This window comes from Chondrinema litorale, assembly GCF_026250525.1.
GTDB classification, from domain to species: Bacteria; Bacteroidota; Bacteroidia; order Cytophagales; family Flammeovirgaceae; genus Chondrinema; species Chondrinema litorale.
This window is the reverse complement of sequence record NZ_CP111043.1, coordinates 4,372,607-4,393,751: the sequence shown is the minus strand read 5'-3', so window position 1 is coordinate 4,393,751 and position 21,145 is coordinate 4,372,607. Positions and strand designations below refer to the sequence as shown.

20 protein-coding genes are annotated in these 21,145 nt (G+C 33.9%); 13 read left to right on the top strand and 7 right to left on the bottom strand.

Translation table 11 applies throughout. The features are described 5' to 3' along the window. Nucleotides 1–151: 151 nt before the first annotated feature. A complete protein-coding gene (locus OQ292_RS18165) occupies nt 152–3,391 on the top strand; it encodes a WD40 domain-containing protein (protein WP_284683565.1) in 3,240 nt (1,079 codons plus the stop codon). 63 nt (nt 3,392–3,454) lie between these two features. Here OQ292_RS18165 and rplI read toward each other — a convergent pair whose 3' ends face one another. The 4 genes from rplI to OQ292_RS18145 all read right to left on the bottom strand — a co-directional run bounded on the left by rplI (nt 3,455) and on the right by OQ292_RS18145 (nt 5,966). Then, nucleotides 3,455–3,898 (bottom strand): 50S ribosomal protein L9, encoded by a 444-nt coding sequence (gene rplI / locus OQ292_RS18160; protein ID WP_284683564.1) that lies wholly within the window; start codon nt 3,896–3,898, stop codon nt 3,455–3,457. Between the two features lie 59 nt (nt 3,899–3,957). Continuing rightward, nucleotides 3,958–4,209, bottom strand: coding sequence for a 30S ribosomal protein S18 (gene rpsR, locus OQ292_RS18155; protein ID WP_284683563.1), 252 nt, complete (start codon nt 4,207–4,209; stop codon nt 3,958–3,960). Continuing rightward, nucleotides 4,206–4,580 carry a 30S ribosomal protein S6 gene (rpsF, locus tag OQ292_RS18150; RefSeq protein ID WP_284683562.1) on the bottom strand — a complete coding sequence of 125 codons (375 nt, stop codon included), beginning with the start codon at nt 4,578–4,580 and terminating at the stop codon, nt 4,206–4,208. The genes rpsR and rpsF overlap by 4 nt, the downstream gene beginning before the upstream one ends. 120 nt (nt 4,581–4,700) lie before the next feature. Then, on the bottom strand, nt 4,701–5,966 hold the full coding sequence (locus tag OQ292_RS18145) for a SpoIIE family protein phosphatase (protein WP_284683561.1): 1,266 nt from the start codon (nt 5,964–5,966) through the stop codon (nt 4,701–4,703). A gap of 235 nt (nt 5,967–6,201) precedes the next feature. On the opposite strand from OQ292_RS18145, the gene OQ292_RS18140 reads away from it, so the two are divergent. The 3 genes from OQ292_RS18140 to OQ292_RS18130 all read left to right on the top strand — a co-directional run bounded on the left by OQ292_RS18140 (nt 6,202) and on the right by OQ292_RS18130 (nt 8,708). Beyond that, on the top strand, nt 6,202–6,609 hold the full coding sequence (locus tag OQ292_RS18140) for a lipocalin family protein (RefSeq protein WP_284683560.1): 408 nt from the start codon (nt 6,202–6,204) through the stop codon (nt 6,607–6,609). A gap of 240 nt (nt 6,610–6,849) precedes the next feature. Then, a complete protein-coding gene (locus OQ292_RS18135) occupies nt 6,850–7,503 on the top strand; it encodes an SDR family NAD(P)-dependent oxidoreductase (RefSeq protein WP_284683559.1) in 654 nt (217 codons plus the stop codon). 17 nt (nt 7,504–7,520) lie between these two features. Then, on the top strand, nt 7,521–8,708 hold the full coding sequence (locus OQ292_RS18130) for an MFS transporter (RefSeq protein WP_284683558.1): 1,188 nt from the start codon (nt 7,521–7,523) through the stop codon (nt 8,706–8,708). A gap of 9 nt (nt 8,709–8,717) precedes the next feature. On the opposite strand, the gene pgi is transcribed toward OQ292_RS18130, so the two are convergent. Next, the gene (gene pgi / locus OQ292_RS18125; protein ID WP_284683557.1) at nt 8,718–10,361 is read right to left on the bottom strand and encodes a glucose-6-phosphate isomerase; all 1,644 of its coding nucleotides are present in this window, start codon (nt 10,359–10,361) and stop codon (nt 8,718–8,720) included. A 192-nt stretch (nt 10,362–10,553) separates the two neighbouring features. Here pgi and OQ292_RS18120 point away from each other — a divergent pair, with 192 nt between their 5' ends. The 9 genes from OQ292_RS18120 (at nt 10,554) to OQ292_RS18080 (ending at nt 18,613) form a co-directional block, all read left to right on the top strand. Next, nucleotides 10,554–11,093 carry a RidA family protein gene (locus OQ292_RS18120; protein ID WP_284683556.1) on the top strand — a complete coding sequence of 180 codons (540 nt, stop codon included), beginning with the start codon at nt 10,554–10,556 and terminating at the stop codon, nt 11,091–11,093. 100 nt (nt 11,094–11,193) lie between these two features. Continuing rightward, nucleotides 11,194–12,201 carry a tetratricopeptide repeat protein gene (locus OQ292_RS18115; protein WP_284683555.1) on the top strand — a complete coding sequence of 336 codons (1,008 nt, stop codon included), beginning with the start codon at nt 11,194–11,196 and terminating at the stop codon, nt 12,199–12,201. A gap of 18 nt (nt 12,202–12,219) precedes the next feature. Then, a complete protein-coding gene (locus OQ292_RS18110) occupies nt 12,220–13,215 on the top strand; it encodes a Gfo/Idh/MocA family protein (protein WP_284683554.1) in 996 nt (331 codons plus the stop codon). A 5-nt stretch (nt 13,216–13,220) separates the two neighbouring features. Further along, nucleotides 13,221–13,961: a tRNA1(Val) (adenine(37)-N6)-methyltransferase gene (locus OQ292_RS18105; protein WP_284683553.1), complete on the top strand. Its 741-nt coding sequence runs from the start codon at nt 13,221–13,223 to the stop codon at nt 13,959–13,961. A 134-nt stretch (nt 13,962–14,095) separates the two neighbouring features. Next, nucleotides 14,096–14,710 carry an OmpA family protein gene (locus tag OQ292_RS18100; protein ID WP_284683552.1) on the top strand — a complete coding sequence of 205 codons (615 nt, stop codon included), beginning with the start codon at nt 14,096–14,098 and terminating at the stop codon, nt 14,708–14,710. A 66-nt stretch (nt 14,711–14,776) separates the two neighbouring features. Beyond that, nucleotides 14,777–15,496: a hypothetical protein gene (locus OQ292_RS18095; protein ID WP_284683551.1), complete on the top strand. Its 720-nt coding sequence runs from the start codon at nt 14,777–14,779 to the stop codon at nt 15,494–15,496. Between the two features lie 148 nt (nt 15,497–15,644). Then, nucleotides 15,645–16,928, top strand: a complete 1,284-nt coding sequence (locus tag OQ292_RS18090) for a sugar isomerase (protein WP_284683550.1) — start codon at nt 15,645–15,647, stop codon at nt 16,926–16,928. 36 nt (nt 16,929–16,964) lie between these two features. Further along, nucleotides 16,965–18,425 carry a purine-cytosine permease family protein gene (locus tag OQ292_RS18085; RefSeq protein ID WP_284683549.1) on the top strand — a complete coding sequence of 487 codons (1,461 nt, stop codon included), beginning with the start codon at nt 16,965–16,967 and terminating at the stop codon, nt 18,423–18,425. Between the two features lie 8 nt (nt 18,426–18,433). Continuing rightward, a complete protein-coding gene (locus OQ292_RS18080) occupies nt 18,434–18,613 on the top strand; it encodes a hypothetical protein (RefSeq protein WP_284683548.1) in 180 nt (59 codons plus the stop codon). 6 nt (nt 18,614–18,619) lie between these two features. Here the strand turns inward: OQ292_RS18080 and OQ292_RS18075 are convergent, their stop codons facing one another. Both OQ292_RS18075 and OQ292_RS18070 read right to left on the bottom strand, forming a co-directional pair. After that, entirely contained in the window at nt 18,620–19,366 is a 747-nt protein-coding gene (locus OQ292_RS18075) for a TrmH family RNA methyltransferase (RefSeq protein ID WP_284683547.1), read from the bottom strand. Nucleotides 19,367–19,459: 93 nt separating this feature from the next. Then, nucleotides 19,460–21,088, bottom strand: a complete 1,629-nt coding sequence (locus OQ292_RS18070) for an amidohydrolase (RefSeq protein ID WP_348970590.1) — start codon at nt 21,086–21,088, stop codon at nt 19,460–19,462. Between the last annotated feature and the right edge of the window lie 57 nt (nt 21,089–21,145).

The following is a 21,145-nucleotide window of genomic DNA, read 5'->3' as shown; positions in this document are numbered from 1 at the left end:
ATGGGTTTTGCTTTTAATATTCATTCCTACATTTTATCCAAAATATTCAATTCTGCTAGCCGTTTTTCCCAGAAACATGCTTTAGCAAATAGCTGTAATTTTTGATTCAATTATATATAATCACTTGATTAAACCATATTTCCTCAAAATCATGAGAAATTGCTTTATATTTTTTTTCATAATTTTTTCTCCTTTCTCACTTATTTATGCACAAAGTCCAAAACTAACTGCTCAAATCGGTCATGAAGGAAGAGCTACATTTGTTACCATTAATCCCTCACATACGACCATTGCCACTACTGCATCTGATGGTGTTATTAAACTTTGGGATATTACTTCTGGTAGACTTTTGAGAACATTAGATGGACATATCTCTAAGGTAAATGCAATTTCATTTAGTAGTGATGGTAAACTGCTGGTAAGTGGCAGCTACGATCAAACTGTTAAAGTTTGGGAAGTTAGTACAGGAATGAACATCCAGACTTTAGAAGGACACAATAGCCCTGTACAAACAGTTGCGTTTAGCCCAGATGATTTAATTGTAGCCAGCGGTTCAGGCGATTTTTCTAAAGATAGTTCAGACACAAGTATTAAAATTTGGGAAGTATTATCAGGAAAAACCATTCATACATTCGCAGGTCATGAAAAAAGCACGAGCACACTCACGTTTAATTCTAATGGCAGATATTTAGTAAGCGGTGGTTGGGATAACAAAGTAATTTTATGGTCACTTTCAAATAATAAAAAGCTTAGAGAGTACAGTGGGCATACCGAAAAAATTAATACAGTTAAGTTCAATCCAGATGGAATGTCTTTTGCCAGCTGTAGTCAAGATAAAACTATTAAAACATGGGATATTGTAAGTGGAGAAATGCTTTACAATTTACCAGATAATTTAGGCAACTCAAACTCTTTTAGTTATAGTGTAGACGGTAAGTATATTATTAGTGGTGGAGTAAACCACCAAATTAATATGTGGAGAAGCCAAAACGGAAAATTATTAAAAAGCTTCCCTACCAAACTCAGTTGGATTTCTTCTGTAGCTTATAACCCAGAGGGTAATATTATAGCTTGTGGAAATGAACTAGAACAAACTGTTGTACTTAATGTCGAAAAAGGAGACATGATCTGCAAGCTGACTGGGTATTCAAAAAAAATAACTGGTCTATCTTTTAACTATACCGGAGATAAATTAGCCATAGTGAACGATGGCAAAGATATTATACTTTGGGATATGCCATCAGGTAAAATATACCAAAAACTTCAAGGCCACAAAAGCGATATAAGGTCAATTGCATTTGCACCAAATAGTAATGAAATTCTTAGTGGTAGTGCAGATAAAACAGCTGTAGTTTGGAAAACAGATAAAGACGGAAACAATAACAGACACATATTTAAAGCACATAGGAAAGGTATTTTTTCAGTAGCTTATCATCCTAGTGGAAAAATATTTGCCAGTGGCAGTACAGATGGAACTGTTATTCTTTGGGAACGAGATACTTACAGATCAATAGATACTTTATTTGGAAATACCAAAGCATATTATGAGCCTGCTTGGAATCTTGATTTTAGCCCTAATGGCAAATTTCTTTTGAGTGCAGGTCACAACAGCTTACTTAAAGTCTGGGACATAACTAGCGGAAACTTAATAGCAAAAGCTAAAGCAAATGAAGGAGCTGTGAGAGCTGTAAAAACTAGTCATGATGGTCAATTTATTTTTACTGCTGGCTTTGACAAATCAATAAAAAAATGGGCAGGAAATGGCACCATCATTAATGAATTTACAGGCCATAAAGATGAAGTACTTTGTCTAGCATTACATCCTAAAAAAAATATACTTGCCTCTGGAAGCAGAGATAAAAACATCATCCTGTGGGACACAGAAACGGGTAAAAAGCTCTATGAACTTAAAAGCCACGATGCAGATGTAAACCAACTTACTTTCAGCCCTGATGGTAAATATCTTGTAAGTGGTAGTGATGACTCTCGGATTACATTATGGGATTTATCGAAAATGAGAGAGCTAGCTACTCTTATAATTATGGAAAATGGAGAAGACTATGTGGTAGTAACAAAAAGAGGATATTTTGAGGGTACTATTGAAGGAATTAAAAATGCACTACATTATGTAAATGGCAGTGAGGTTATTCCTCTAGAATCATATTTTGAGAAATTTTATACCCCAGAGTTATGGTCAAGAATTATAAGTGGAGAAGACCCTAACGACATGGAATTCAATATTTTCGAGTTTGTAAATATTCCTAATGATATAGAGTTTACCGATCCTGTTTCTGTTAATAAACACCTCCGGTTCGATACAAAAACTAGGTCATTTACAAGTTCTACAGAGAAAATAAAAATTGCATCAGAAACAATCGATAATGGTGGAGGTATAGATGAAATTAGAGTATATCAAAATGGTAAGCTAATTTATACTACAGGAACAGAATACAAAAACAGACCAGAAGATGGAGAAATAGTAAAAGTTGAAATTGAGGCAACATTAATTGAGGGCGAAAATAGGTTTAGCACCATGGCTTATAATAATGAAAGAACTGAATCTATGCATGATATCATGAATATCGTGTATGATAGTCCTTACAAACCTCAAGCAAATTTACATGTAGTTTGCATAGGAATTAACGAATACCTCAATCCGAACTATAAATTAAATGTAGCAAAGACTGATGCCGCAGAATTTATTTCTAGCTTGAAAAAAGGGAGTAATAAAATTTTCAAAAATATAAATCAGTATGAAATCTATGATCAGAATGCTAGTGCTGTTTATATCAGAAGTGTATTAGATTCTGTCGCTGAAAACGCCCAACCTAATGATGTTTTCGTCTTCTATTATGCTGGTCATGGTGCTTTAGCAGAAGCTAATGAAAACCGCAATTCAGAATATTATCTAATCCCATATGATGTAACACAGGTTTATGGAGCTGAAGAACAATTAGCAGAAAAAGCCATATCTTCTTCTGAGCTAATGGAGTTTTCAAGAAAAATTCAAGCTCAAAAACAATTGATAGTTCTCGATGCTTGTCAATCAGGTGGAGCAATCAGTTCATTTGTAAGTAGAGGCCCAAAAGAACAAAAAGCCATGATGCAATTAGCCAGAAGTGCTGGAGTAGTACTTTTAGCTGCTAGTGGACAAGAAGAATTTGCTTCAGAATTTGAAGAGTTAGGTCATGGTGTGTTTACTTATTCGATTCTCGAAGCCATGAAAGGAAATGCCGATGGAGGTTTAAAAGATAAAAAGATTACAGTAAATGAATTAAAAGGATATTTGGAAGATAGAGTTCCTCAACTTAGTGAGAAGTTTAGAGGTAAACCCCAATATCCAACTGGTTACAGCCGTGGTCAAGACTTTCCAATAGTAATTGTAGAATAGCTTAAAAATAGAAAGGCCTGAATTGAAAAATTCAGGCCTTTCTATTTTTTTTTAAAGATACTATTACTCTTCAACAACTTTAATAGTAATCTCTTTTTTCACTTCTTTATGAAGATCAAGAAGTACAGTGTACTCTCCTAACATTTTGATATCTGAGCTAAAAGAAATTTTTCTTCTATCAATATCAAAACCTTTAGCTTTAAGAGAATCAGCAATTTGAAGTGCAGTTACAGCACCAAAGATTTTACCACTTTCTCCAGCTTTAGCTCCAATTGAAAGCTCTAAATCCCCAATAGAATTAGCTATTGCTTCAGCTTCTGTTTTAACTTTTTCTGCTTTATGAGAAGCTTGTTTCAAGTTTTCAGCAAGAACCTTCTTATTAGATTCAGTAGCTAAAATTGCTAATCCTTGTGGAATTAAATAATTTCTTCCGTATCCAGGCTTTACAGTTACAACATCGTCTTTATAACCTAGCCCTTTTATATCATCTTTAAGTATAATTTCCATGACTAATATTTTTTATAGATTGTGAAATGAAAATATCATTCACTAAACTGGTATAAAGATTATTTGAAACCATCAGTTACGTAAGGAAGAAGCGCTATTTGTCTAGCTCTTTTTACTGCCTTAGCAACTTTTTTCTGATACTTCAAACTAGTTCCTGTAATTCTTCTTGGAAGGATTTTTCCTTGCTCATTTAAGAATTTAGCAAGAAATTCAGGATCCTTATAATCGATATATTTTATTCTATGTTTTTTAAACCTGCAGTATTTTTTCTTTACTTCTCCGCGGTTTACTGATTCATTAACTAGTGTCATGATGCTACCTCCTCTTTAGATGTTTCTGATTTTTTCTTAAATGCACCGCTTCTTCTCTTTTCGTTAAATTCAACGCCGTATTTGTCTAAGCTTACGGTTAAGAATCTAAGAATTTTCTCGTCCCTTTTGTATTCGATTTCAAGTGTTTGAATAACGGTTGGATCAGCTTTAAACTCGAACAATTGGTAAACACCAGTAGTTTTGTTGTCAATAGGGTAAGCAAGTTTCTTAAGACCCCATTTTTCTGCGTGATATATTTCAGCTTTTTGCTCTTCGAGCCAGCTTTTAAACTTTGCGACAGTCTCCTCTATCTCTTGTTCAGACAGAATGGGAGTTATTATGAAAACTGTCTCATAATGCTTCAAACTCATTTATTTAAGGTTTGATGATTGTACAAAAATTTTCAGGGTGCAAATATAGAAGTTTAGCTTAAAAAATCCTTATATACCTGAAAATTTTCCACGAAGATTTAAGAAAAGTCAAAAAAACAGTTAAACAACTTTAAATCCCATTACAGTTACATCATCAATTTGCTGTTCATCTCCTTTCCAGATTATAAATTCATTAGTAATAATGTCTTTCTGTTCATCCATTGGCTTTTTATAATTAGCTAAAAAGATTTCTTCCATTCTTCTTAATGAAAACTTTTTGCCTAATCCACCAAACTGATCTTGAAATCCATCGCTAAATAAATAAAAACTTACTGGACTATCAACTAAAACCTCATGCTGTGTATATTTAAAATCATCATTATCAATCAATTGAGATTTTTCACCAATCGATTTCTTATCCCCTCTAACTCTGTGAAGCTCTCCATCTTTAATATAAACAAATGGCTGTCTAGCCCCAGCATATTTAATTTTCTTTTCACCAATATATTCTCTGTAATATTCTGGAATATTATCAATCACACAGATAGCAGCGTCCATTCCTTCTCTTCTTTTCTCTTTTGAATGAACAAGCATATTATTCACATTTTTATCTAACTCATATAATATTGCAGAGGGTTCTAATATGCCTTTAACAAAAACAATTTCATTTAGTAACCTTATTCCTACTGCACTCATAATGGCACCTGGCACACCATGACCAGTACAATCAACCGCGGCAACTATTATCTTGTAGTTTTTTTCACACATCCAGTAAAAATCACCACTTACAATGTCTTTGGGTTGCCAGAAAATAAATGTATCACTTAAATTATGCTGAACAGGTAAACTATCAGGCATCATCGCTTCCTGAAGTTTTTTCGCATAATTTATACTTTCTGTAATTTTTTGATAAGTTTTGGTATAAGCAGCTTCTAACCTTTGACTTTTCTCTCTCAGTTTTTGTTCTGTTTCAAAAAGAGTATTAGTTGCTTCATTATTTTTCTCAAAATTCTCTTCCCAGATTTTAGCAATTTTCTTTAGCTTGTCGTTCGCTTCAAGAAGTTTTACTTTTTGGTCTTTGAGGTCTGCATTTTCTAGTAGCAAGTCTTGATTTAGCATATAAACTAAATCAATCGTTTTTAATGCATCTTCATGATGAATTACAAATTCGTTATTAAAGTTCTTAACTTTTTCAACTATGTCTGCAAATTCGATTTTCTTCGAAACAATATTCTGATTCATCCGCCTTATTTCGCTCAGAATTTTACTTCCTTCTACCCTACGCTCTTTTAGCTGAGTTTTTAGAACTTCAATTTTTCTATCTTTAGATTTTATTTTTTCTTCCAGTTCTTTAATGTATTCTTCCTGACTAGATGAATGATGCATATGAGATAAGTTTAACTATAGTTTAAATGTAGATTTAGGCTTTATATTGTCCATTTTCACCCTCTCATGCATCTTCTATTAGAATCATCAAAAACGTTAATGATGTGTTAAAAGTAATTTTTTTTTATCCTATTAAGCAACCATTCTTTAAATTGAAACATCATTAGATAAAGACCTGAAACATTCACAAACTTCATATGACCAGATTCTTGTTTTAATCTAAATAAAACTCAAAATGAAATTGCTGTTTTTAAACATATCTCAAATTTGCAGTTTATTACTCATTGCAAATATTACTTATGGTCAAAATGATTTTTTAACATTAGCCAAAACTTGGCAATTTGATAAATCTAGCATTAGAGGTTCAGTAATGAGTCCATCTGATATTGAAAAACAAGACTATCTAGATTTAAGAAATGATTTTACATTTATAAGAGTTGATGGTGGCACTTGCTATCAAGGGGTTTGGAATTATGATGAAACAAATCAAAAAATAGAACTCACCTACCAACATATTAATAAAGTTGATTTTTTTTCTGTAAAAGAAGTAGACAAAACACATTTAGTTTTGAAGGTTGAGGAAGATTGGAAAAACGAAATGACTCTATATATGAAAGCTGTAAAATACCCTTGCAGCATATAATTTAGCTTACCACTCTTATTTAATATAGATATTACTTATTCAGCAAATTTCTAATAAAAACTTCTTGCTTAAAAGTTCCATCAATTAAAATAGAATATCATTCTAATCAAGAATAATAGTTGTTTTAATTGAAGTATACCTTATTTTCAAAATATTACTTGGCTTAAGTATTTGAATTTTGATCGGTTTTTGCTAAAATCATTGAGTATTTTTTTATTCTCAATTTTTTTAACCTATTAAATGGAAAAGCCAATAATCATTATTGTTGGAGCAGGGCCAGGAATCAGCTTTAACGTTGCTAAAAAATTTGCTACAGAAAGTTATCGCGTAGTACTTATTTCGAGAAATGCAGATAAGCTTCAAAAGCTTAGTGACATTTTAACTTCCGAAAATGTTGAAAATTCTTACTACTCATGTGATGTATCTAATAATCTGGAGCTAGAAAACACTTTCAAGAAAGTTAAATCAGAAGTAGGTATTCCTGATACATTATTGTACAATGCAGCAGTAATTAGGAAAGAAGTACCTACAAAACAAGAATACAACTCACTTGTAGACGATTTTAAAGTAAATATTGCGGGTGCTGTTTTATCTTGCCAATTGGTAGTACCAGAAATGAAAAAGAAGAAAAAAGGCACTATTCTTTTAACTGGTGGTGGACTAGCACTTAAACCTTATTTTGAATACACCTCTTTAGCAATTGGTAAAGCCGGTATTAGAAGTTTAGCTTTCTGTTTGGCTCAAGAACTAAAAGGTAGCGGTATAAAAGTGGGAACTGTAACTATAGCAGGTCATGTTAAAGAAGGTACACATTTTTCTCCTGATAAAATTGCTGAAGAATTCTGGAAAATTCATACAGGTAAAAACAAAGGAGTAGAATACATTTATCAATAAATTTTACTAATTCAATATTGAAAAATCATACCCGGCAAGCCAACGTATGGGTACTTGCATCAATTGTTTTTGCACAATTCGCTGGTACCTCATTATGGTTTGCTGGTAATGCTATTTTACCAGAACTTCAAAAAGCATATCATTTTCCTGAAAATACACTAAGCCATATAACTACAGCTGTTCAGCTAGGATTTATTGTTGGCACACTCATTTATGCTATATTTTCAATTGCTGATAGATTTTCACCTAGCAAAGTATTTTTTATCTCGGCATTAGCTGGAGCAATTTGTAATGTATCCATTTTATTTATTCAAATTACTTTACCCCTACTAATTACTTTCAGGTTTTTAACTGGTGTATTTCTGGCTGGTATATACCCCGTGGGTATGAAAATAGCAGCAGATTGGTATGAAAAGGGTTTAGGCAAAGCACTTGGCTTTTTAGTAGGAGCTTTAGTATTAGGTACTGCATTTCCTCATTTGCTTAACAGCATGCACACTGTATTAAATTGGCAACATGTTTTAATTTCGGTATCGCTTTTTGCTATTAGTGGCGGAATATTAATCCTAATTTTAAGAGATGGCCCCTTTCGAAAAAAAGGAAGCAAGTTTAATCCAAAAGCAATATTTAAAATTTTTAGTTATGTTAATTTCAGAAAAAGCGCTTTCGGATATTTCGGTCATATGTGGGAATTATATACCTTTTGGGCTTTTTTACCTTGGTTATTAAAACTTTATGGAGATACTAACAACGAATATATTAACATCTCTTTGTGCTCATTTATAATAATAGGTATTGGCTTTTTCTCTTGTATTTTGGGAGGTTTGCTTTCTCTAAAAAAAGGCAGTTATTATGTTGCTAAAAATTCATTGAGTATTTCAGGTCTTTGCTGTTTATTATCACCAATTGTTCTAATACTCCCCTTTTGGTTAATGATTTCTTTTCTACTAATCTGGTCTTTTTTTGTAATATCTGACTCTCCGCAGTTTTCATCTCTAGTGGCAGCATCTGCTCCAAAAGAAATAACCGGTACTGCACTAACCATAGTAAACAGCACCGGTTTCACAATTTCAATAATCAGTATTCAGCTCTTAGGTTTTTTAAGCTCAATAGATATGATACAACCATATTTATTTTTGGCTCTACTACCAGGGCCTATTTTAGGTTTATTGTCAATCAGAAGCTTGAATATATCAAGCTCCTGACATTCAATTTTATCTTAATTCTTTATAGTAATTGATTAAACCGTTTGTAGAGCTATCGTGTGTATCAACTGCTTTGCCTCCATCTAACTCTGGAAGAATCTTTTTAGCCAATTGCTTGCCCAGCTCAACTCCCCACTGATCAAAACTAAATATATTCCATATAACTCCCTGAACAAATATTTTATGCTCATACATAGCTATTAAGCTACCTAATGTTCTTGGAGTTAATTTTTTGAACATAATAGAGTTACTTGGCTTATTACCCTGAAATACTTTGAATGGAAGTATTTTTTCCATTTCTTCTGGTGATAAATTAGCCATCTCTGCTTTTACTTCTTCCTCAGTTTTACCTTTCATTAAGGCTTCGGTCTGTGCAAAAAAGTTAGCTAATAACTTTGGATGATGGTCACCAATTGGGTTTAAACTTTGTGCAGGAGCTAAAAAGTCGCAAGGAATAATTTTAGTGCCTTGGTGTATTAATTGATAAAAAGCATGTTGGCCGTTAGTACCTGGCTCGCCCCAAATAATTGGACCGGTTTGGTAATTTACTTTATCACCATATCTATCTACATATTTACCATTGCTTTCCATATTGCCTTGTTGGAAATATGCTGCAAAACGATGCATATATTGATCGTAAGGTAAAATCACTTCGGTTTCAGCATCATAAAAGTTATTGTACCAAACACCTAACAAAGCAAGAATTACAGGTATATTATCAGCATATGGAGTGTCTTTAAAGTGATTATCCATTGCCTCAGCACCAAGTAGTAACTCTTTAAAATTATCAAACCCGATTGTACATGCAATTGACAAACCAATAGAAGAGCATAGAGAGTAACGACCTCCTACCCAATCCCAAAACACAAACATATTATTAGTGTCGATACCAAACTCTTCAACACCGTCTTTATTTGTAGAAAGTGCAACAAAGTGTTTTTTCACTTCACTTTCATCTTTTGCTGCTTCTAAGAACCAATCGCGTGCTGTATGCGCGTTTGTCATGGTTTCTTGTGTAGTAAAAGTTTTTGAAGCAATCATGAAAAGTGTAGTCTCAGGATCTACCGTTTTTAAAGTTTCAGCAATGTGTGTTGCATCTACATTAGAAACAAAATGCACGTTCATTCCTGGCTTCCAGTAATGTTTTAATGCTTCTGTAACCATTACGGGGCCCAAATCAGAACCACCAATCCCTATATTTACAATATCTGTAATAGACTTACCAGTATAACCTTTCCATTCGCCAGAAATAATTTTATTAGAAAATTCTTCCATCTGGCTTAACACTGCTTTTACATCTGGCATTACATCTTCTCCATCAACATATACTGGCCCGCCAGATAAGTTTCTCAATGCAGTATGTAAAACAGCTCTATCTTCAGTTTCATTAATTTTATCTCCCTGAAACATTTTATCAATAGCATCTTTTAAATCAATTTCTTCAGCTAATTGAATTAATAATTTAAAAACACTATCAGATATCAGGTTTTTAGAAAAGTCCAGAAGTATATCTTCGAATTTTCTGCTAAATTTTGAAAAACGCTCAGGATCTTCCTCAAAAGCATCTGTCATTTTTAAGCTATGGTAAACAGCAAACTCAGCACTGAGTTTTTTCCATGCTATTGTTTCTGTGGGGTTATATTTCTTTAACATGAGTAAATTATGAAAATATTTATTTTATATATATTGAGTTTGGTAATCTCAAAAATGTTAGGCTAAATTGTGGCTACATTTTTTAATATCAAAATTCCTTAATCAAGAATATACCACAACCTTTAATTTTTAATACTATCTTCATTCAAAATTTTAATTTTCTCATTATAATAATAAATTATCCCTAATAAAATGACTAGAACTGAAGCTATTAAATTTTTTTTGGTGTGCTTATTAGCTATAAGCATTTATTCTTGTTCCGCACCGGTAAAAGATACTATTGATGAACCTGCAAAAACAGAAAAAATTATCAGACACGACAGAGCAAACTCTCCTATATTAAAAGGTGTAAGTGTGCCAGCAGGTTATTCCTATTTTTTTACAAGTGGCCAAGTAGGTAACGTACTTGACACTACTGCCGCTTATGGAGATCCTGCTAGATATGGCGATACTTATACTCAAGCAGCAGGAGCCTTAGGAAAAATTGAAACTGTTTTAGGTGAAGCTGGTTTAACCATGAAAGATGTTGTTTTTTTAAGAGTATTTGTTGCTCCTGATACAAACAATGAAAATAAACTAGACTTTGATGGCTTCTTTAAAGCTTATGGAGAATATTTTAACAATGAAGAAAACCCCGATAAAGTAGCAAGAACAACTCTAGGAGTTGCTTCTTTAGTACGAGAAGGAATGTTTATAGAAATAGAAGCAGTTGCTGCATACCCATCAAATTAATAGGTGTAAAGAATCAAAAAATTTAGTAAATTAAGTAAAGGTATTTCTATTTAGAATTCCCCTTAAGATTCAATACATCAACAATCAATCGAAATAATTAATGAAAACTGTTGCCATAATCAATAAATATTTATTCTCTGTTGTATTTTTTGCATTAATTGCCTGCCAAACAGACGATCAAAACAAAAAAACAGCAGACGAAGAATCGCTTAAATCTTCAGGTAAACCAGATGTAGTAACAGCATTAAATGGAACTACACTAGAACATAGAGAACTACCTGAATCTATTAGAAAACTTTACCAAAAGAAAATGCTAGATGCTTTGGCAGACTATCACAAAGACCCAACTAATCTAGAGCATATAATATGGTATGGTAGAAGAAAAGCATATTTAGGTTATTATTGGCAAGCAATTAAGATTTTCACTGAAGGAATCAGGCTATATCCTGATTCCTCTCAGCTTTACAGACATCGTGGCCATCGCTATATTACGGTAAGAGACTTTGACCAAGCAATTGAAGATTTAGAGACTGCTGCAGAGTTAAGTAAAGAAGAAGACAACTTTATTGAACCAGATGGTCTACCCAACAAAACTGGTATTCCATTATCAAATAATAAATTCAACATCTATTACCACTTAGGCTTGGCATATTACCTTAAAGGTGACTTCTATAAAGCATTAGAAAGCTATAGACAATGCCTAAAATATTCTAATAACGACGATTTACTCACCGCAACTTCTGACTGGTTGTATATGACCTATAACAGATTAGGTATGTCTGCCGAAGCAATTGCACTTTTAGATAGTATACATCCTGAAATGGAAATTGTTGAAAATGAGTCTTATCATAAAAGATTATTGATGTATAAGGGTGAAATGTCTCCAGAAGACTTATTAAATGAAGAGACAATTAAAAACGAAGATTCCGCTTTGTCTTTGGTAACTCAGGGTTATGGTGTTGGCAACTGGTATCTGCAAAATGGAGATACTACAAAGGCATTAGAAATTTACCATTCTATGATCAACAAAAACTACTGGTCTGCATTTGGCTACATAGCAGCAGAAGCAGATTTATTGTTGTTAGATACTACTAATGAAGAAGGCTAAATAAACATAATAAATTAAATGACTGATAAACAAATACGATGGGGCGTTTTAGGTCCTGGAAAAATTGCAAGAAAATTTACAGAAGCAGCATCTAGAGTTAAAAATGCAAAAGTTGTTGCAGCAGCATCAAGAAATATAGAAAGAGCACAAGAATTTGCCGATAAATATAATATCCCAATTGCATATGGTTCTTATGAGGAACTAATGCAAAGCAGTGAGGTAGATGCGATTTACATTGCTACTCCGCACAGTTATCACTATAAATATGCAATAGCCTGTTTAAAACATAAAAAAGCAGTGCTCTGTGAAAAAGCATTGGCAATAAACCTCAAAGAGGTAAAAGAAATGATTGAAACTGCCAAGACCGAAAAAGTATTCTTAATGGAAGCCATGTGGTCTAGGTTTTTACCTTCTATAAAAAGAGTAGTAGAACTTGTAAATTCTGGTGAGTATGGTAAAATAGTAAGTATACAATCAGATTTTGGTTTCAAGGCACCAGTTGATATTAATAATAGACTTTATAATTTAGAACTTGGTGGTGGAGCACTTCTAGATGTTGGTGTTTACCCAGTATTTTTGGTCTCTTATTTACTTGGAAAACCAGCAAATATTCTTACCTCTGCCAGCTTTGCAGAAACTGGAGCAGATGCACAAGGTTCTTTCATATTTGAATATGAGAAAGGTGTTCAAGCTGCTATTACCACTTCTATTATTTCAGATTCTTCTATCATTACCCAAATCAATTTAGAAAAGGCAAGAATTGAAATTTGTCGACCTTGGTACCAACCTAGCGCGATTAAAATTTATTCAGACCGCTTTAATTATCAATATGAAGATTTTAAAGTGAGTGGCCAAAATGGATACGAATATGAAATAGAAGCAGCTTCTACAGATATTTTAGATGGAAAAACCGAGAATGAGATGATGAGTCACCAAGACAGCCTTACACTTATGGAATGTCTGGATACAATTAGAGAGCAAATCGGTTTAAAATATCCTGGTCACGACGATTAATTTTTATGCAAAAAAAACCAGCTAAGCCTTTTATATTTAAAGAGTTTGTTGTTCATCAAGAAAAATGTAGTCTTAAAGTCAACACTGATGGCTGTTTGCTCGGAGCAGTTACAGTTAAAGATTTGCAGAAAAATAAGATCGATTCAACTACTAAGCTGCTAGATATTGGAACTGGTACAGGAGTAATTGCATTAATGTTAGCTCAAAAATTTGAAGCTGATATTGATGCAGTTGAAATTGATCGCGATTCTGCTCAACAAGCGATTACGAATTTCGAACAAAGCAAATGGTACGAAAGGCTTAACTGTTTTCATAACAATATAGAAGATTACGCAAAGGAAAGCACAAATCGATACGAAGTAATTGTTTGCAACCCTCCTTTCTTCGAAAATGCCACAAAATCTCCATATGTTCATAAAAACCTATCTAAGCATAACGACTCCCTCCCATTTAAAACATTAATAAAAGCTGTAGAAACACTTCTCACGCCCAAGGGTAAATTCTATATTATTTTACCTACAGACGAAGCGAATAGATTTATTCAGTTATTACCCAAATATTCGCTTTACATCAACTATCAATTAAGCATAAAGCCGATTAGTTATAAAAAAGCTCACCGAATTATTTTAATCATTTCACCTATAAATCAACAGTTAAAAGAGGATGAGTTTAGTATTAGAAACGAAGATTCTTCCTTCTCAGAAGACTATAGTTCCCTATTAAGAGATTACTACATAGTATTTTAGTATTTTTTAGCCCTTAAATATTGTGAGCTTAATTAAAATAAAGTAAATTGTAGTAGTACTTTCAACTGGGTATCCTCAAACTTTTTGTGTCTTACTATCTGATTTTTTTTCTAAACTAATATTCTATATTGTTCATGAAAATATTACTCACTGGGCTGTTGTGTTTCGGATTGTGGGCTACAGGTACAACCTATTGGTATCTGTGTAAAATTGAAAATTTATGTTTGGGTACAACCAGTAATAATATTACTGCAGAAAACATAAAAGTGTCTCCAGAAGAAAGTACAATAGAAAAAGATATAGATAGTACAGAAACAGATATCTTACACAGTAATGACACCTCAGAAATAATAATTGATAGTATTTCCATAGACCCAAAAACCAAGGTTTTAGATGAAGCAAAGGGCATTACACAACAAATGACTTTTCATTTTGACTTTGCTACAATAGATATACAAGAAGATTTATCTAAGAATGAATCTTTTTTAAACTTGATATCATACCTAAAAGAAAATACTGGCAAAAAAATTACTATAACAGGACATACAGATAATGTTGGAGATGAAGCCAAAAACCTACAACTAGGCCAAGAAAGAGCTGAAAAGGTGAAAGAAACTTTACAAAAGTATGAGATTGATACTCACCGTATTGATGCTAAAAGTATGGGAGAATATGAACCTCTCAGTACTAATAAAACCAACGAAGGAAGGCAAAATAACAGGCGAGTAGAAATATTAATCAAAAATTAACCAACTGTGTATCACATTAAATCTACAATGATATAATTAAGTAAACTTCTGATAATTTGAATCACCATGACTGAAAAAGCCATTTTTTTTATTATCGCCCTCTCAGTGGCTGCTGCAATAGGTTATATTACTGCGTGGCTATATTATCGCAGAAGATGGAAATTTCCATTAGAGGAATTACAGGGTGAAATGCTTCAACAAAAAATCCAGATAACGAAGTTGGAAAATGAAAATGAGCAATTAAAAAAAGAAATCAATTCTCTTAAAAAGGAGAAGACACTCCAATTTCAAAACGAAGCAGAATCTGTGGAGGTAGGCTCAGTAAATTCAAAATCTGAATTAGAGAAATCTGCTTTAATGGAAGAAGTTGCAAACTTAAGATCTCAATTAGATATAAGACCTCAAGAAGACGAATACTTACTGCTTAAAAAAGAAAATAAAACACTCTATACTAACAACAAGCAGGTACTGCTTAAATTAGAAGAACTCCAAAATGAACTGAATGAGTGTAGAGCAAATGCAACTAACCAAAAAAGGCTTTTTAACGATGCTGATATCAGTGAGAAAGATGATTTAAAAGTGATTCAAGGCATTGGCCCTTTTATAGAAAAAAAATTAAACGACATTGGCATTTATACTTACAGACAGATAAGCAGTTTTGATGATCATTTAGTAGAAAGAGTAACAAATGCCATAGAATTTTTTCCGGGGAGAATCCAGAGAGACAACTGGGTTGGCCAAGCTCACAAGCTATATAAAGACAAAATCAAGACACCCGAACAATGATTATTTAGTCTGAATAATAGATATTTACCACTTTTTAAAACTCATTTTTCTGGCTGAAAAATGAGTTTTTTCATAGTTAATTGTCAGTACAGTACATCATAGTTATGTAGTTGGTAAAATATAGATTTGGTTTTAAAAAATTTTGGAAATGGAAGGATTAAGTTCGAGAATAGTAGAAGTAAACAGTAGTGCAGAACAAACTCATACAAGAAAGTTTGAAATTCTGGCTGAAACGCTAGAAAAAGATGGTCACAACATTGAGAAGCTCTTAGATAAAATTTCATCATTTCAAGTAGCTATACCTAGTTGGGCATTAGGTACAGGTGGTACAAGATTTGGAAGATTTCCCGGGGGTGGAGAACCTGGCAGCCTCGAAGAAAAAATACAAGATGTAGGAACCCTTCACGCATTAAATGCATCAAGCGATGCCATATCATTACACATTCCATGGGACATTCCGAAAGACACAAATGCCATTAAAGAATTAGCAGCTTCTTACAAGCTAAAATTTGATGCGGTAAATTCAAACACTTTTCAAGATCAGCCAGATCAAGATCATTCATATAAGTTTGGTTCTCTCTGCCACTCAGACCCTGCGGTGAGAATGAAAGCAGTTGAGCACAATATTGAGGTAATTAAATACGGAAAGGAACTTGGTTCAAATGCATTGACAGTTTGGCTAGCAGATGGCTCTAGTTTCCCTGGTCAATTGAACTTTAGAAAAGCATTTGGCAATACTTTAGATTCTCTAGAGAGAATTTATGAAACACTACCAGACGACTGGAAAGTTTTGGTAGAATACAAACCTTTTGAGCCGTACTTCTACTCAATGGTAATTCCAGATTGGGGTACCTCTCACCTACTCGCTAACAAACTCGGTGAAAAAGCTTTTTGCCTTGTTGATTTAGGTCATCATTTACCAAATACCAATATCGAGCAAATTGTAGCTACTCTAATGATGGAAGCTAAACTTGGAGGTTTCCATTTTAACGATTCTAAGTTTGCTGATGACGATCTTACTGTTGGCTCAATGAAGCCTTACCAATTGTTCTTAATATTTAATGAACTGGTTGAAGGTATGGAAGATGAAAAATCGGCTAATCCGGTTCCGGCATGGATGATAGATGCAAGCCATAACTTAAAAGACCCTCTTGAAGACCTTTTACAATCTGTAGAAGCCATGAAGCTTGCTTATGCTCAAGCACTCATTATCGACAGAGATAGTTTAGAAAAATATCGTGAGTCTAACGATGTATCTATGGCGCAAGAAGTTTTACAAAATGCATATAGAACAGATGTAAGACCTTTACTTGCTGAGGCAAGAAGAAGATCAAATGCTGCAATTAACCCGCTTGATACTTACAGGAAACTGCAAATTAGAGAGCAATTAATTCAGACCAGAGGATCAAAAACCATCGCAACTGGTCTTTGATATTCTCTTTTACCAACTAAAACATAAATTGTAAATATGAATATTGAAACATCTAAAACTAAACCAGCTAACAAAGCGCAGGGTGTAAATGAATACGAAAGAGAAAGAGTTCCAGATAGTAAATTAAAAGGAATAGGAAGTTTTGTTGGTATGTATGCCGGTGAACATGCCGCAGGAACTGAGTTTGTAATAGGTCCTTTATTTGTCGCTCACGGAGTTAGTGCAGTAGAACTTGTTATAGGCCTGCTTATTGGTAATTTGCTAGCTGTATTAAGTTGGGCACTAATCTGTGCACCAATTGCAGTTAAAAATAGAATTACACTCTATTATCAGTTAGAAAAAATCTGTGGAAGCAAATTAGTCAACTTCTATAACATCGCAAATGGTTTAATGTTCTGTTTTCTAGCAGGCTCGATGATAGCCGTTTCAGCAACTGCTATTGGTATTCCATTTAACATGAAAATGCCCGGGTTAAACGATTTTTACCCAAACAGCATCTCTTGGATTTTGGCCGTATTCTTTGTTGGTGCGATTATCACAGTTGTAGCAATGAGAGGTTATGAAATGGTAGCTAAAGTTGCCAATATTGCTGCTCCTTGGATGATTCTCGTATTCTTATCTGCTGGAATTGCTGTGTTGCCAGAGTTAGGTGTTTCAAGCATTGGTGAATTCTGGTCTGTTGCAAAAGAAAAAATTTGGGTAGGTGCTACTGCCAGCGATGTAAGCAAGTTTAATTTCTGGCATGTTACATTTTTTGCATGGTTTGCTAATATGGCGATGCACATCGGTATGGCAGATATGTCTGTATTGAGATATGCAAAAAAATGGCAATATGGTTTCTCATCTGCAACTGGAGTTTATATTGGGCATTACATGGCTTGGATCGCCGCTGGTATTCTTTATTCTGTTGTTTTAATTCAGATCGTACCAGAAGGCTATACACTGGCTGAGTATCTTCCTCAAGTTACTTCGGGAGATTTACCTCCTGTAGCTCCGGGTCCATTAGCTTTTAACGCAGCTGGTTTAGCCGGTGCAATTTGTGTAGTAATTGCAGGATGGACAACAGCCAACCCGACCATTTACAGAGCAGGTCTTGCATTTCAATCAATTTTTCCGAAACAAAACCGAATGCAAGTTACAATGATTGCCGGAGCTGTGGCGACCATTGGAGCAATCTTTCCTGCGCTAGTAATGAAGCTATTAGACTTTGTAGCTCTCTATGGTTTAGTATTGATGCCAATGGGTGCTGTGATCTTTATCGATCATTACTTTATGAAGAAGTTTAACTTACACTCTAACTATGCAGAACTAGCCGGAATTAAGTTTAATGCACCAGCAGGAATTGCATGGATCGTTACACTTTGTATCTGTGTAGGGTTAAATATTTTTGGTGGAGTTGAAATATTCTTCTTAGGCTTACCGGGCTGGTTTATAGCTGCAATCCTTTACATAGTTAGCAGCAAAATCGCACAGAAAAAACAGCTTGTTATAAACTAATTATAAATATGAAAATACTAATTATTATCTCAAGTATTATTGGCTTAATACTTACTATTCTGCCATCCATTTTACTTTTTAATGGAACAATTACAGCAGGTCTTCAAAAGAATTTAATGATTGCAGGAATGGTTTTTTGGTTCATCAGTGCACCGTTTCTGATGAAAAAGAAAAATACAGCTGAGTAAGCTAATTTACTTAACCTGTCTTCTAAAGTTATCACAAACTATTGCAGTGGCAACACCTACGTTTAAAGACTCAGCATGTCCGTAACGGGGTATTGTCACTCTGGTTTTAATCAATTCTGATACTTCATCACTAATTCCAGAAGATTCATTTCCCATTACTACTACCGAAGGTTGTTGAAAAGGAATTTCATGTATACTTTTTCCATACATAAATGTCCCTATTACCATGGTTTCTTTAGTTATTTTATTTAAATACTCACAAATGTCTGTATAGTATAAATTAACTCTTGTAAAAGAACCCTTAGAGGCTGAAATTACTTTTGGGTTTTGCCATTCAGCCGTTTTTGTTGAACAAATAATATCTGTAACTTGATACCAGTCTGCAATACGCATTATTGTACCCAAATTACCCGGATCTCTAACATCTTCCAATATCAATGTTAAACTACTAGGGTTAGGCACTTCTTTTTCTGGTCTGTCTTTAACAATGGCTAAAGCCGAATCATTTGTAACAAACGATCCTGCTTTAGCCAGTTCTTTAGCCGAAGTTGGCTCTAGAAGATTCTTTTGAAATTCTGGAAACTCTTCGAGGTATGGTTCAAACTTATCTGTATAGCAAAGTGAATGTATCTCAAAATCAGAGCGTAAAACCTCCAACACATCTTTCTCTCCTTCTACTATAAAAAGTCCTTCTTTTTTTCTGTACTTCTTCTGATTTAGCGATTTTATAAATTTTATCTTATTCTTATTCACTTCGCACTAGTTTAAATTTCAGTTCTTTATCTAATAGACTGTTTATTTATAAAAAATCTACTATTAAATTGTTTAACAAAAACAAATATTCGTTCAATCTTTCATCGATAAATTTTCTCCTTTTTTATAAGCCACCTCGCCACCAACAATTGTATATTCAATTTCGGTATCTAAAAGTTGATCTTCTGGAACATCCATAATATCCTGAGAATAAACAGTGAAATCTGCCAGTTTTCCAAGCTCTATAGAACCTTTAATATCTTCTTCGAAAGCACCATAAGCTGCATCTAGAGTATATGACCTCAAAGCTTCTTCTCTAGTCATTTTCTGAGATGGTTCATAGCCGCCTTCTGGCTCACCTTTAAGTGTTTTACGAGAAACTGAAGCATAAAATGAAGCAATAGGGTTAACTGGTTCAACTGGTGCGTCTGTACCATTAATTACTTTTGCACCACTTTCTAATAGCTTTTTCCAAACATAAGCACCTTCCTCAATTCTTCCTTTACCTAATCTTTCTATTGCCCATGGCCTGTCTGAACTCATATGAATTGCCTGCATTGCTGGAATTACACCTAACTCACCAAACCTTGGAATATCTTGTGCACTAATATGCTGTGCATGCTCAATTCTAAACCTCCTATCTTTTGCTTTTTCTGGATTTGCTTTAAAAGCAGCCTCGTAGATATCAAGTACTTCTCTGTTAGTTCTATCTCCAATGGCATGCGTGCAAACCTGAAAACCATTTGCCAGCCCATCTGCGGTAACTTTTTTCACATATGACATAGGTGTGGTTTCATGACCGAAATGCCCCGGACGATCACTATACTCTTCTAACAACCAAGCACCTCTAGAACCTAATGCTCCATCACCATATAACTTAATTGATCTTATTGTGAGCATATCATTACCAAGACCAATTGCTGGCCCTTTTGCGTACCAATCGTTTAGCAAAGCAGTATCACTGCTACTTAGCATTATATACAACCTCATTTTCATTTTGTCTTCATCAACAAACTTCAAATAAGTTGCAATGTCAAGACTATCCGAACTAGCATCATGCATTCCAGTTAATCCATTTTTCAAGCATTCTTCAAAGGCTAATTCCATCGCTTTACTATTGCTTTCGATACCCGCTTTAGGAACATACATATCTATAATGCCCATTGCTGTCTCATTAAAAATACCTGTTGGATTACCTAACTCATCTCTAATAATTTCACCACCTTCTACTTCATGAACATCCATTCGTTCAGGATCTAAAGTACTTACTCCAGCAATTTCCATTGCTTTAGTATTTGCAAATGAAGCATGACCACTTGCATGTCTTAAATAAACAGGATTGTCTGGAGAAACTTCACTTAATAATTCATGAGTCTGAAAACCTTTCACCAATTTTTCTGGCTGCGTAGTCCATTTACTTTGGTGCCAGCCTCTACCAAGTATCCAATCTCCTGGTTTGGCATTTTTCGCGGCCTCAGCTACCATGTCTACAATTTCATCATAACTGGTAGTATTACTTAAGTCGAGGTTCATAATATTATAACCGATACCTAGAAAGTGTGCATGAGAGTCTATAAGACCGGGGGTCATGGTTTTGCCCTCAAGATCAATTACTTTAGTATTCTCTCCTTTGAACTTTTCAACCTCAACAGTGTTACCAATAAATACTATTTTACCATCATTTACTGCAACCGCTTCTGCTTTTTTATTTTTTGCATCCATTGTATAGATGTTTCCATTTTCTATGATTAGATCATACTTCGGAGAATCTTGACATGA

What these genes read in the sequence shown, in the direction of transcription:
- OQ292_RS18105 (WP_284683553.1), top strand. Translation starts at nt 13,221, where the DNA reads ATGCAAAAAAAACCAGCTAAGCCTTTTATATTTAAAGAGTTTGTTGTT.
- OQ292_RS18145 (WP_284683561.1), bottom strand. Translation starts at nt 5,966, where the DNA reads ATGCATCATTCATCTAGTCAGGAAGAATACATTAAAGAACTGGAAGAA.
- OQ292_RS18080 (WP_284683548.1), top strand. Translation starts at nt 18,434, where the DNA reads ATGAAAATACTAATTATTATCTCAAGTATTATTGGCTTAATACTTACT.
- OQ292_RS18165 (WP_284683565.1), top strand. Translation starts at nt 152, where the DNA reads ATGAGAAATTGCTTTATATTTTTTTTCATAATTTTTTCTCCTTTCTCA.
- rpsF (WP_284683562.1), bottom strand. Translation starts at nt 4,580, where the DNA reads ATGAGTTTGAAGCATTATGAGACAGTTTTCATAATAACTCCCATTCTG.
- OQ292_RS18140 (WP_284683560.1), top strand. Translation starts at nt 6,202, where the DNA reads ATGAAATTGCTGTTTTTAAACATATCTCAAATTTGCAGTTTATTACTC.
- OQ292_RS18070 (WP_348970590.1), bottom strand. Translation starts at nt 21,088, where the DNA reads ATGGATGCAAAAAATAAAAAAGCAGAAGCGGTTGCAGTAAATGATGGT.
- OQ292_RS18110 (WP_284683554.1), top strand. Translation starts at nt 12,220, where the DNA reads ATGACTGATAAACAAATACGATGGGGCGTTTTAGGTCCTGGAAAAATT.
- OQ292_RS18085 (WP_284683549.1), top strand. Translation starts at nt 16,965, where the DNA reads ATGAATATTGAAACATCTAAAACTAAACCAGCTAACAAAGCGCAGGGT.
- OQ292_RS18095 (WP_284683551.1), top strand. Translation starts at nt 14,777, where the DNA reads ATGACTGAAAAAGCCATTTTTTTTATTATCGCCCTCTCAGTGGCTGCT.
- rplI (WP_284683564.1), bottom strand. Translation starts at nt 3,898, where the DNA reads ATGGAAATTATACTTAAAGATGATATAAAAGGGCTAGGTTATAAAGAC.
- OQ292_RS18135 (WP_284683559.1), top strand. Translation starts at nt 6,850, where the DNA reads ATGGAAAAGCCAATAATCATTATTGTTGGAGCAGGGCCAGGAATCAGC.
- pgi (WP_284683557.1), bottom strand. Translation starts at nt 10,361, where the DNA reads ATGTTAAAGAAATATAACCCCACAGAAACAATAGCATGGAAAAAACTC.
- OQ292_RS18090 (WP_284683550.1), top strand. Translation starts at nt 15,645, where the DNA reads ATGGAAGGATTAAGTTCGAGAATAGTAGAAGTAAACAGTAGTGCAGAA.
- OQ292_RS18100 (WP_284683552.1), top strand. Translation starts at nt 14,096, where the DNA reads ATGAAAATATTACTCACTGGGCTGTTGTGTTTCGGATTGTGGGCTACA.
- rpsR (WP_284683563.1), bottom strand. Translation starts at nt 4,209, where the DNA reads ATGACACTAGTTAATGAATCAGTAAACCGCGGAGAAGTAAAGAAAAAA.
- OQ292_RS18115 (WP_284683555.1), top strand. Translation starts at nt 11,194, where the DNA reads ATGAAAACTGTTGCCATAATCAATAAATATTTATTCTCTGTTGTATTT.
- OQ292_RS18120 (WP_284683556.1), top strand. Translation starts at nt 10,554, where the DNA reads ATGACTAGAACTGAAGCTATTAAATTTTTTTTGGTGTGCTTATTAGCT.